11 protein-coding genes are annotated in these 11,057 nt (G+C 67.0%); 4 read left to right on the top strand and 7 right to left on the bottom strand.

The genetic code is table 11. The annotated features are described in order from the left end of the window. The 5 genes from VFG33_RS17400 to VFG33_RS17420 all read right to left on the bottom strand — a co-directional run. Positions 1-585 (bottom strand): GTP-binding protein (locus VFG33_RS17400; protein WP_325053931.1); only part of this gene is annotated, 585 nt, incomplete at its 3' end. A 342-nt stretch (positions 586-927) separates the two neighbouring features. After that, positions 928-2,469: a precorrin-2 C(20)-methyltransferase gene (locus tag VFG33_RS17405; RefSeq protein WP_325053932.1), complete on the bottom strand. Its 1,542-nt coding sequence runs from the start codon at positions 2,467-2,469 to the stop codon at positions 928-930. After that, positions 2,466-3,101, bottom strand: coding sequence for a precorrin-8X methylmutase (locus VFG33_RS17410; RefSeq protein WP_325053933.1), 636 nt, complete (start codon positions 3,099-3,101; stop codon positions 2,466-2,468). The genes VFG33_RS17405 and VFG33_RS17410 overlap by 4 nt, the downstream gene beginning before the upstream one ends. A gap of 16 nt (positions 3,102-3,117) precedes the next feature. After that, positions 3,118-4,338, bottom strand: coding sequence for a ferredoxin-like domain-containing protein (locus VFG33_RS17415; protein WP_325053934.1), 1,221 nt, complete (start codon positions 4,336-4,338; stop codon positions 3,118-3,120). A gap of 56 nt (positions 4,339-4,394) precedes the next feature. Continuing rightward, the gene (locus VFG33_RS17420) at positions 4,395-5,549 is read right to left on the bottom strand and encodes a N(5)-(carboxyethyl)ornithine synthase (RefSeq protein WP_325053935.1); all 1,155 of its coding nucleotides are present in this window, start codon (positions 5,547-5,549) and stop codon (positions 4,395-4,397) included. Positions 5,550-5,740: 191 nt separating this feature from the next. On the opposite strand from VFG33_RS17420, the gene VFG33_RS17425 reads away from it, so the two are divergent. From VFG33_RS17425 to VFG33_RS17435, 3 genes are all read left to right on the top strand, one after another. Beyond that, on the top strand, positions 5,741-6,223 hold the full coding sequence (locus VFG33_RS17425) for a MarR family winged helix-turn-helix transcriptional regulator (RefSeq protein WP_325053936.1): 483 nt from the start codon (positions 5,741-5,743) through the stop codon (positions 6,221-6,223). 91 nt (positions 6,224-6,314) lie between these two features. After that, positions 6,315-7,766: an MFS transporter gene (locus VFG33_RS17430; RefSeq protein ID WP_325053937.1), complete on the top strand. Its 1,452-nt coding sequence runs from the start codon at positions 6,315-6,317 to the stop codon at positions 7,764-7,766. A 27-nt stretch (positions 7,767-7,793) separates the two neighbouring features. Then, on the top strand, positions 7,794-8,393 hold the full coding sequence (locus tag VFG33_RS17435; RefSeq protein WP_325053941.1) for a TMEM175 family protein: 600 nt from the start codon (positions 7,794-7,796) through the stop codon (positions 8,391-8,393). Positions 8,394-8,410: 17 nt separating this feature from the next. On the opposite strand, the gene VFG33_RS17440 is transcribed toward VFG33_RS17435, so the two are convergent. Further along, positions 8,411-9,316, bottom strand: coding sequence for a chitinase (locus tag VFG33_RS17440; protein WP_325053938.1), 906 nt, complete (start codon positions 9,314-9,316; stop codon positions 8,411-8,413). A 226-nt stretch (positions 9,317-9,542) separates the two neighbouring features. Beyond that, positions 9,543-10,304, bottom strand: a complete 762-nt coding sequence (cobF, locus tag VFG33_RS17445; protein ID WP_325053939.1) for a precorrin-6A synthase (deacetylating) — start codon at positions 10,302-10,304, stop codon at positions 9,543-9,545. A gap of 120 nt (positions 10,305-10,424) precedes the next feature. Between cobF and VFG33_RS17450 the strand changes: the two genes are divergently transcribed. Then, a complete protein-coding gene (locus tag VFG33_RS17450; RefSeq protein ID WP_325053940.1) occupies positions 10,425-10,808 on the top strand; it encodes a nuclear transport factor 2 family protein in 384 nt (127 codons plus the stop codon). The last annotated feature ends 249 nt before the right edge of the window (positions 10,809-11,057 follow it).

The following is an 11,057-nucleotide window of genomic DNA, read 5'->3' on the forward strand; positions in this document are numbered from 1 at the left end:
GTCGGCCCAGACGTAGGCCCTCATCCTGAGCAGATCGATCACTCCACTGAACTCGTCCTCCGTTCCGATCGGCAACTGGACCACTAGCGGGGTCACGTGCAACCGCTCGCGGATCGAGGCCACCGCTGCGTCGAGGTCGGCGCCGGGGCGGTCCAGCTTGTTGACGAACGCGATCCGCGGCACCCCGTGCCGGTCGGCCTGCCGCCAGACGGACTCGCTCTGCGGTTCGACTCCTGCGACGGCGTCGAACAGTGCGACGGCACCGTCGAGCACCCGCAGCGAGCGCTCCACCTCGTCGGAGAAGTCGACGTGGCCCGGGGTGTCGATCAGGTTGATCGAGTGCCCGTCCCAGTCGCAGCTCACGGCCGCGGCGAAGATCGTGATCCCACGATCGCGTTCCTGCGGGTCGAAGTCGGTGACGGTCGTCCCGTCATGGACCTCACCGCGCTTGTGAGTGGTGCCGGTGAGATACAGGATCCGTTCGGTGACGGTGGTCTTGCCGGCATCGACATGGGCGAGAATGCCGACATTGCGCACGCCGGACAGCGGGCTGTTCTGTTGACGGTGGTCAAGGTTTGTACGCATGGCCGATGGGCCTTTCGAGTGACTGCGGATCGGGACAGCGCGATTCGCGGACGAAGCGGCCTGTGGTCAGGCCATGCGCGACACCTCCTGCGGCGGCTCAGAACGCAGCCGCCTGCGGGACAGGCCGGGTCAGTTCGTCACGGACAGGTGCCGACCGCGCAGCCGGTACCTGACACACGAAGACACCAGGATCACGTCGTACCGTGACCGGGGAGCACTGACAGCGATGCGGTAACGCACGGCCGGGCTCCCCTCACTCGTCAAAGCGCCTGCCGCGAGGTCGCGGCGGCGCGCAGTTCGGGACAAGCGTAAGGGGACCGGCAAGGCCGGGCCACCGGATTTTTACTCGGCCGAGTGGTGCGGACTACCTCTGCCAGCTCTGGGGGCCTCCGGGTAGCGGCGGGGGGTGAAGACGAGAGAACCGGCAGACCTGGCAACGGTCCGGGTCTGGGACGAACCGATCAGCAGCAGGCAGCGCATGTCGACCTGGGCCGGATCCAGGTCGGCGAGGGTCGTGACGGTGATCGTCTCGGCCGGTCCACCGACGTCCCGGCCGATCACGACCGGAGTGGCGGGAGAGCGGTGCTCGAGCAGCAGGTCGCGGGTGGCGCCGACCTGCCAGGTGCGCGACTTCGAGGCGGGGTTGTAGATCGCGATGGCCAGGTCCGCGGCCGCCGCCGCCGAGAGCCGGGCCGCGATCACGTCCCACGGCTTGAGCCGATCCGACAACGAAAGCACACAGTAGTCGTGACCCAATGGCGCTCCCACGCGGCTGGCGACGGCCTGCGCGGCAGTCATCCCGGGGAGGACCTTCACGACGATGTCGGCGTACTCCGGTGCGGCTGCGACCTCGGTGACCGCGCTCGCCATCGCGAAGACGCCGGGGTCGCCCGAGGACACGACGACGACCTGTGATCCCTTTCGAGCCAGGTCCAGCGCGAAGGCGGCCCGCTCGGATTCGACTCGGTTGTCCGAGCTGTGTTTGCGCTGGCGAGCACGGTCCGGCAGGCGATCGACGTACGGGCCGTAGCCGATCAGGTCGTCGGCGGCCGCGATCGCAGCGCGGACCTCGGGGGTCATCCACTGCGGTCCGGCCGGTCCGAGTCCGACGACCGTCACCGATCCTTCGCGGGTCAGCGGTTGCTGGACCGGCGCGGTGTGAGTGTTGTTGATGGGGCTCGGCAGCAGGGCCAGCGAGAAGTACGGCACCGAGTCGGGATCGATATCGGCCAGGGGTGCTGTGCGTTGTGCCTCGGTCGTCGCGCGTTCGACGTACCAGGCCTCGTCGAGGCGGCCGGCCAACTCGAAGGCCTCGCGGACGCCTTCGAACGTGCGGCCCAGCTTCATCACCGCCGCTGCGTCGGTATTGCGGAGCCGCTCAGCCAACACGTCCGGCGGCAGCGTCCCCGGCAGCACAGTGAAGACCTCATCCCGCTCACAGAGCGGCCTCCCGAGTACTGCGGCCGCCGCGCTCACCGAGGTCACGCCGGGAACAACCTCGCACTCATAGCGATCTGCCAGCCGCTTGTGCATGTGCATGTAGGACCCGTAGAACAACGGATCACCTTCAGCCAGTACTACGACGTCGCGGCCGGCGTCGAGGTGAGCAGCCAGCCGCGCGGCGCAGTCGGTGTAGAAGTCGTCCATCGCGCCTTGGTAGCCGCCAGGGTGATCCGTGGTCTCCGTGGTCAGCGGATAGACCAGGTGTTCCTCGAGTTGACCGTCCCGCAGGTACGGCGCGGCGACCGAGCGGGCGATGCTCCGACCGTGCCGCGCACTGTGGAACGCGATCACCTCGGCCGCGCCGATCAGCCGGGCGGCCTTCACCGTCACCAGTTCCGGGTCGCCGGGACCGAGCCCGACTCCCCACAGGCGTGCCGTCATTCTTCCTCGCTCGCGATCGCGTTGATGGCGGCCGCGGTGATCGCGCTGCCGCCCCGGCGGCCGCGGACCACGAGGTACTCAAGCCCGAGGTCATTCGCGGCCAAAGCTTCTTTGGACTCGGCGGCACCGATGAACCCGACCGGAATCCCCAGTACTGCGGCCGGCCGTGGCGCGCCCGCCGCGATCAGTTCCAGCAGCCGGAACAACGCGGTCGGAGCGTTGCCAATAGCAACTACTGAGCCTTCGAGGCGGTCGAGCCAGAGATCGATGGCAGCCGCGCTCCGCGTCGTCCGCAGGCGGGTTGCAAGGTCGGGGACGGAGGGATCGCCCAACGTGCAGATCACTTCGTTCTCGGCAGGCAACCGCCGCCGAGTCACACCAGCGGCAACCATCGCGGCATCACAGAAGACAGGAGCACCGGCGTTGAGCGCGACCCGCGCACTCTTCACCACACCTGGCGACCACCCAAGGTCGGCGACAAGATCCGTCATCCCACACGCATGAATCATCCGCACGGCAACCTGCGCCACCTCAGCAGGAAGCCCACCCAGCGCAGCCTCGCCCCGAATGGTCGCAAACGACCGCCGATAAATCTCGGCCCCATCAGTCACATACTCGAACTTGCCGCTCACAACATCCTCATCACGTTCAGCTCGACCGCCGCGGCCGGAGAGCCGTCGACAGCATTCTCAGGTCGATCGTCACGGCCGGTGAGCCGTCGATCGAATAGCCGTCCGTCAGTGCCAACACATCGACAAACTCACCCGCAGGCTGCCCACACCGCCGCTCACACCCAGACCAATGCACCGCCCGATGCCGCCCCGGCAACCCCGGCGTCACCCGCCGCGCATCCCCCCGAACATCAGCCAACGCCTTGCCACACCCAGGCCGCCCCGCGCACGCAGTAACCCCGTCCCACGGCGACCCAGCCTCAACCACCAACCCAACCCCCGCAAGCCGCTCAACCGCCTGGTCCACTGCCCTCACCCCGGGAACCACGATCGAACGCGAACGCGCCACCCGCAGCTCACCTGCTGCCTGCTCACCCAACCCCGCCAACACCCCAGCCTGCCCCGCACTAAGGCTCCCCAACGGCACCGTCACCACCAACGCAGATTTCCCGTCGGCCTGCTCATACCGCCCCGCCTCCAGCCCACCCCACCCCATAGGTGCTTGTGGAGCTTTCTTCTGGTGAAGGCCTAGGCGTGCAAGAACGTTTGCCGGGCCGTTCGGGAGCTCGGATAGGCGCCACGCACTTGATGACTGACCTGTTCTCTCGGCAAGGAAGGCTTCGGTCGCGGCGAGCATGGTTGGTGCTATTTCGGCTGGAGATAGCAGTACTCCGGTGTTGGTGCCGGCGAGGAGCAGCGTGGCTTGATCGGGCGACACCATCCGCACCGCGACATCAGCTCCCACCGCGGCGAGATCACCCCGCCCGTCATCCACGGCGAAGAGGAACCTCCCCGGAAGGCTGGCGAGCCCGGAGTGCGCGCAGAGCAGGCGATCCAGCTCGCCCACGACCGGCAGTACGTCGTACAGGCTGTGCTGGTCGAGTCCGGAGAGCGGTGACGCCAGGATGTTCCGCACGCGCTCATGCGTGATCGACGGCAGCAGCCCGGCCGCGTACAGGCGTTCCGACAGTTCCTGAGGCGCCCCCGCCCGCAGCGCGCGAATCTGCACGTTGGCGCGCGAGGTCAACTCCAGGTTGCCGTCGCCCAGCTCCACCGAAGCAGCCGTCAGCACCCGGAGCTGAGCAGGAGTCAGTACGCCGCCGGGCAGCCGCACGCGGGCCAGTCCACCGTCGGCCGCCTGGTGCACGGTAAGAACGCCCGGACAGCGGTCCGGCGCATTCCTTTCATCAGGTGCCACGGCCGTGATGCTACTTCCCGTCCACCCTCTGTGTTTCGGGTCACCCGCCGGCCGAACTAGAGCGGCAGGTGTGGATACTCCGGTGAGCGGTGCTGGAACGAGAGGATGCCGGGGTTGCGGATGACGCCGCGCTCGATCTCGATGGCACGGCGGATCGTCTCGTCCGCCTCCCATGCCTCCGGTCCGTCGAGCAGCGTGCGCAGGTACGGCAGCAGCGCCTCGCTGAGCTCCCAGGTCGCCGAGTTCCACAGGTACGACGGGGTGTGGTCGACGCCGTAGTACGTGACGTTGTCACCGACCACGAAGGTGGGATCGGCGAACCCGGTCGGCCGGGCCCAGCTGAAGCCCATCCCCAGGTCGCAGGACACGTCCACGATCAGGCTGCCCGGCGTGAACAGCTCCACGTCCTCCTCGACCAGGAACATCAGCGGCGCGTCCGGGTCCTGCAGCACGCAGTTCACGATGATGTCGTGCTCGGCCAGGAACCCGGCCAGCGGAACCCGCTCCTCCTCGACCTGCGCGTGGCTGCGGCGCGGCTCAGTGGTGTCGTCGGCCTCGTCGTGGTCGAACTGGATGATCCGGGCCGAGTGGATCGGCGAACTGACCGCTGTCACGCCGCGGGCCGTCAGGATGTCGACGTCGTGGACGCCGTGCGCGTTGAGCGCCGTGACCGCTCCTCGCGCGGTGGCCCCGAAACCGATCACCGCGGCGTTGAGCCTGCGGCCGTAGTCGCCGGTCGAGCCGATCAGCTCCAGCGCGTGCAGCACCGAGCAGTAGCCGGCCAGCTCGTTGTTCTTGTGGAACACGTGCAGGTTGAACCGGCCGTCACTGGTCCAGTGGTTCATCGCCTCGAAGGCGATCATGGTCAGGTTCCGGTCGATCGCCAGCTGGGTGATCTTGTCGTCCTGCACACAGTGTGGCCAGCCCCAGAGCACCTGCCCGGAACGAAGCTCGGCGAGGTCCTCGGGCTGCGGCTTCGGCAGCACCACGATGTCGGTCCGGGCGATCAGCTCGTCCCGGTCCAGGACGCCGGCGACGGACTCGGACAGCTGCTGATCGGAGACGCCGAACAGTTCGCCGTACCCGGACTCGAGGTAGATCCGCTGCCGCAGATCCTCGTCGATCCGGTCGAAATGCTGCGGATGGATCGGCAGTCGATGCTCGTTCTCCTTGCGAGAACGGCCGATGACGCCGAGAGTTAGCTGGTCCACTGGGGCCCCTTTGGTTACCGCCTGTTTAGCACAGAAGTGCTCAGACCGACCGCGTCGCTTTTCCGTCTGCCGGTGGGGTACTGCATCATTTCGAGGATGATGCTTCGCGATCGGCCGTTCCCGGAAAAGGAGTCGATAGGTCCGGTTGCAGATCATCTGATATCGGATGATCCCGCGCTAGACTCAACGGTATGGCCAAGACTCCGCTGCGTACCGTCCCCGACCTGACCGGACTGCTGAAGCATGCCGGGCATGTGCTCGAGACCCAGTTGACCGCCGCGCTGGCGGAGATCGGGCTGACGCCGCGGATGCAGTGCGTACTGGTGTACGCACTGGAGGAGGAGCGGACCCAGATCCAGCTCGCCGAGCTCGCGTATCTCGACAAGACGACCATGGTCGTCACTGTTGATGCGCTCGAGAAGGCGGGATTCGCCGAGCGTCGCCCGTCGGAGACCGACCGCCGGGCCCGGATCATCGCCGTCACCCCGGCGGGCGCGGAGGTCGCCGCCGAGGGGCAGCGGATCGTCGACGCGGTCCATCAGGACGCTCTCGATGCGCTCGCCGCCGCCCAGCGCCGGCCCTTCGCCGACGCTCTGACCACCCTCGTCGACGACCACCTCTCCACCGCGGTCGAGGCCCAGCCGGTGCGCCGGACCCGGCAACGCATCCACTGAGAAACTGATCCCTTAAAAGATCGTCTGCTACGGAACTATCTGTTAAGGTCGTTCTTGTTCGGCTGCACAAGCCCTGACAAGGAGACGACCGGTGACCTCGACAACCGCCGCACCCAGCTCATCCACCACCCCCGCGTCCGCTGACCCGCCAGCACGCTCCCGGGCGAAGGCGCTCGCGGTGCTCTGCGCGATGCAGCTGATGATCATCCTCGACGGCACCGTCGTCACGGTGGCGCTGCCGACGATCCAGAAGGACCTCGGCTTCTCGCAGGCCGGGCTCGCCTGGGTCATGAACTCCTACCTGATCGCGTTCGCCGGGCTGCTCCTGCTGGCCGGCCGGATCGGGGATCTGATCGGCAGCAAGCGGGTCTTCCTCGCCGGACTCAGCCTGTTCACGGCGGCCTCACTGATCTGCGGCCTCGCCACCAGTTCGGAACTGCTGATCGCAGGCCGCTTCCTGCAGGGCGTCGGTGGTGCCCTCGCCTCGGCAGTGATCCTCGGGATGATCGTTGGCCTCTTCCCGGCGCCGGGAGAGCAGGCCCGGGCGATGGGCGTCTACGGCTTCACCTCTGCCAGCGGAGCGTCGATCGGGCTCATCCTGGGCGGCGTGATCACCCAGACCGTCGGCTGGCACTGGTCCTTCCTGATCAACATCCCGATCGGCATCGTCTCCCTGGTTCTCGCTGTCCGCCTGCTGACCCCGGAGCGGGGGATCGGGATCAGCAAGGGTGCCGACATCGTCGGAGCAGTGCTGGTGACGGCAGGACTGTCACTGGGCATCTACACGATCGTGCAGACAGCCGAGGCGAGCGCGGAGCTGCTGCGGACGATCGTGCTGGCTGTGGTCGCCGTCCTGCTGCTCGGAGGGTTCGTACTACGGCAGGCCCGCGCCGCGCAGCCGTTGCTTGCCTTGCACATCTTCCGCAAGCGCCAGGTGACTGTGGCCAACGTCATCGTGGTCCTGCTGTTCGCGGCCGGGTTCGGCTTCCAGTTCATGACTGCGCTCTACCTGCAGAGTGTGCTCGGCTACGACTCGTTGCACACCGGGCTGGCGTTCCTGCCTGCTCCGCTGATCGGTGCGGCGATGTCACTGTTCATCGGACCGCGCCTGACTGTGCGGTTCGGCAGCCGGACGATGCTGCTCGCCGGGCTGGCCACCCTCCTGGTCGCCCTGGTGCTGATCAGCCAGGCGCCGGTCGATGGTTCCTACCTGCTGAACGTGGCCCCGGCGGCTGCGCTGGTAGGCGCGGGAACCGGGGTCGGGATTCCGGCGGCGATCATGCTCGCGATGTCGGGTGCGGAGCCGGGGGATGCCGGGTTGGCGTCAGGGCTGAACAACACTGCACAGCAGGCAGGCGCTGCAGTCGGCACCGCAGTACTGGCCACTCTGGCCGCGTCGCAGACCGCGGCCAAGCTGGCTGAGGGCGCGTGGGAGGGCTCGGCCCTCCGCGATGGGTACAGTGCGGCGTTCCTGGCGGCAGCCGGCTTCGTCATCGCGGCTCTGGTGCTGGGAGCAACATTGCTCAGGTCCGCCAAGGCCTGAATCTGCACTATCTTGTGGGCCGTGAGTATGACGAGGAATCCGGATCGGCTGGTGCTGTTCACCGATGCGGTGGTGGCGATCGCGGTGACGCTGCTGATCCTGCCCCTGGTGGAAGTGGTGACGGAGTCGAAGGCCGAGGGGCTGACTGCCGTCGAGGTGATCACGGAGCACGAGGGGCAGGTGTACGCGTTCCTGCTGAGTTTCGTGGTGATCGCGCGGTTCTGGCTGACCCACCATCACATGTTCGAGCATGTGCGTGCCTACAACACCACGCTCATCCAGCTGAACCTGGGCTGGCTGCTGACGATCGTGATCCTGCCGTTCCCGACCGAGATCGTCGGGAGCTACGAGACCAGCCGGTTCACGGCCGGCTTCTACATCGGCACGATTCTTGCCCTGAGCATCTTCCAGACCGCGCTCACGCTGCTGATCCGCAACCACCCGGAACTCGAGCAGCCGGACAACCCGGTCACCGAGCGGGAGCTGGCAGTCTCCCTCGCGACGACCGGGTTGTTCGTGGTCGCTTTCATCCTCGCCGCACTGATCCCCGGCGTGACCTTCTATGCGTTGTTCCTGCTTTTCCTGACCCCGCTGGTCTCCAGGCTGGTACTGCGCATTCGCCAGTGATCACCGTGGTGCAGTTGTCAGCAGTACAGGTTGCTGCCGGGGGAGACGCCCAGCATCTGAGTGAAGCGCGTGTAGGCATCCACCCGGCTCTGGACCTGGCCCGGGTTGCCGCCGTTGCACTCGATCGAGCCGTTGATGCTGCGGATCGTCTCGCCGAAGCCCGCGTTGTTCACCATCGCGTTGTGCGGCGTCATGGTGCCCGGTCCGGTCTGGGTGTTCCAGTACCAGAGGCCGGTCTTCCAGGCGATCGCCGAGTTCTGCTCGACCTGCCACGGGTTGCCCAGCAGGTCGATGCCGAGGGCGTCACCCGCGGCCTTGTAGTTGAAGTTCCAGCTCAGCTGGATCGGGCCGCGGCCGTAGTACGCCGCCTGGCCGGCCGGGCAGCCGTACGGCTGGCCCCAGTCGCAGTAGTGCGGGTAGTTCGCCTCGTTGATCTCCTTGATGTAGACCAGCCCGCCGGTCTCGTGGTTCACATTGGCGAGGAAGGCGGCGGCCTCGCGCTTCTTGGTGGTGTCGTCACCGGTGTTGGCGAAGCCCGGGTAGGCGCTCAGCGCAGCGGTCAGGCCGGAGTACGAGTAGAAGGAGTTCCGGTTCGGGAACATCGAGTTGAACTGGGCTTCGCTGACCGGGAATGCGGTCGGGGTGGAGCCGCCGCCGCAGTCGTACGGCTCCCAGTACCAGGTGCTGATCGTCGGGTCGTAGCCGGGATTGTCGTGCTCGGCGATGTAATACAGCCCGTTGGTGAACTTCACAATGCTTCCGGTGCCGTACCAGTTACCGGCTACCCAGGTGGTGAACGTGCAGGCCTGGGTCGTGTCCGGCGCGGCTTCGCGAGCGTCGGCCGGGGCGGTGAGGAACATCGACAAGGCGGCGCCGAGGGCGACCAGTGGCGCCAGAAGGCGGACAAAACGGGGCATTCTCATGGGGTGACTCCTCTGTCCTGACCACGTCACGGGGGGCGGCGACGCGGTCATGGGGGCGGTGGACAAGTGGCTCCCGGACAGGCTAATGGGACCCGGCCGGTCAGGTGAAGAGCACGGGAGAAATAAGTTCAAACGTATTTATGCTGGACTTCCTAAAGAACCTTTGGTAATGTGCGGGGCATTCTGGAGAATGGGCTGAATTGTCTTTACCGGTCCTGAATTGTCTTCAGCGGTGATGGCGGCGGAGTAGGTAGGTGTCCATGATCCAGCCCTTGCGCTGCCGCGCCTCAGCTCGCGTCGCGGTGATCTCGGCCGCGACCTCGGACAGCTTCCCGGAGACCAGCAGTTCGTCCGGCGTGCCCAGGTAGGCGCCCCAGTAGATGTCGGCGTCGATGTCGACGTGCTCGGTGAAGGCGGTCTGGGCGTCGAGCATCACCACCACGTCGTCCACGTCGTCCGGCCAGCCCTTGGCCAGTCGCCGGCCGGTGGTGATCTGGATCGGCCGGCCCACCTGGTTCAGGCCGATCCGGTGCCGCGCGGCCAGGGCGGACACGCTGCTGATCCCCGGGATCACGTCGATCTCGAAGGCGAGCTCGCCGCGGTCCAGGATGTCCTCGAGGATCGCCAGGGTGCTGTCGTAGAGGGACGGATCGCCCCAGACCAGGAAGGCGCCGACCTGGTTCTCGCCGAGTTCGGTGCCGATCAGTCCCGCACACACATCGGCCCGGCGGCGTCTCCAGTCGTCCACCGACTCGACGTACTCGGCACTGCTCCGATCGCGCTCGGGATCCCGGCCGACCACGACGCGGTAGTCGCTGCCGCCGACGAACCGTTGCAGGATCTCCTCGCGCAGGTCGACGAGTTCCTGCTTGACCTCACCCTTGTCGAGCACGAAGAACACATCGACCTGGTTGAGCGTGTTCACGGCCTGAACCGTCAGTTGCTCCGGGTCCCCGGCGCCGATCCCGACCACCTTGATCACCTTCATGCCCCCGACCCTAATGCGCCCACATCCCGCCGCCCGGGGACCCGGCGCTACGGTGGGAATCGGCGCCGGCAGCCGGCCCGGGTTGTGCACGCACCCTCAGCTCTCGTTGGAAGGCAACCGATGACGATCCCCACCCCGCCTGACCCGTCCGTCGCCGAGACGGTCAAGCACCTGCCGCACGCGATCACCACGTACCTGCGCGAGGACCAGCCCGACCGCCGGCCGAACCACGCCGATCTGCTGACCGCCTTCGCCCCCGACGCCACGGTGACCGACGACGGCAACACGTACTCCGGCCACGACGAGATCCGCGCCTGGCGCGACAAGACCACCAACGAGTTCACCTACACGGCCGAACTGACCCACGCCGTGAAACTCGACGACATCCACTGGGATCTCACCCACCACCTGGTGGGCAACTTCCCCGGCGGTGAGGTCGACCTCATCTACCGCTTCACCCTGAACCCCAACGGCGAGATCGCAGCCCTGGAGATCGCTCCCTGACGCAAGTCCCTCCGACGCCGGTACGCCGGTACGCCGGGTGTGGGTGGTTCGCGGGTTCGTCGGCGCGTGCGGTTCGCGGGTAGGTGTGGGTGGTTCGCGGGTAGGTGCATGTGGTTCGCGTCGCCGGGCTGCGTGAGTTTGCTAGTCGTGGTGAGGTGAGTCAAGGGCGCTTCGCGGCCCTTCGGGCTCGAACGAGTTCGACCCTTGACACACCTCACCGCGACCAGGGAAGGACGCAGCTACGCCCGG

The organism is Kribbella sp. (assembly GCF_035687465.1).
GTDB lineage: Bacteria > Actinomycetota > Actinomycetes > Propionibacteriales > Kribbellaceae > Kribbella.

Coding starts and splice junctions, on each gene's coding strand:
- VFG33_RS17405 (WP_325053932.1), bottom strand. CDS start 2,469: ATGACGGCACGCCTGTGGGGAGTCGGGCTCGGTCCCGGCGACCCGGAA.
- VFG33_RS17425 (WP_325053936.1), top strand. CDS start 5,741: ATGGCCAAGACTCCGCTGCGTACCGTCCCCGACCTGACCGGACTGCTG.
- VFG33_RS17435 (WP_325053941.1), top strand. CDS start 7,794: ATGACGAGGAATCCGGATCGGCTGGTGCTGTTCACCGATGCGGTGGTG.
- VFG33_RS17440 (WP_325053938.1), bottom strand. CDS start 9,316: ATGAGAATGCCCCGTTTTGTCCGCCTTCTGGCGCCACTGGTCGCCCTC.
- cobF (WP_325053939.1), bottom strand. CDS start 10,304: ATGAAGGTGATCAAGGTGGTCGGGATCGGCGCCGGGGACCCGGAGCAA.
- VFG33_RS17450 (WP_325053940.1), top strand. CDS start 10,425: ATGACGATCCCCACCCCGCCTGACCCGTCCGTCGCCGAGACGGTCAAG.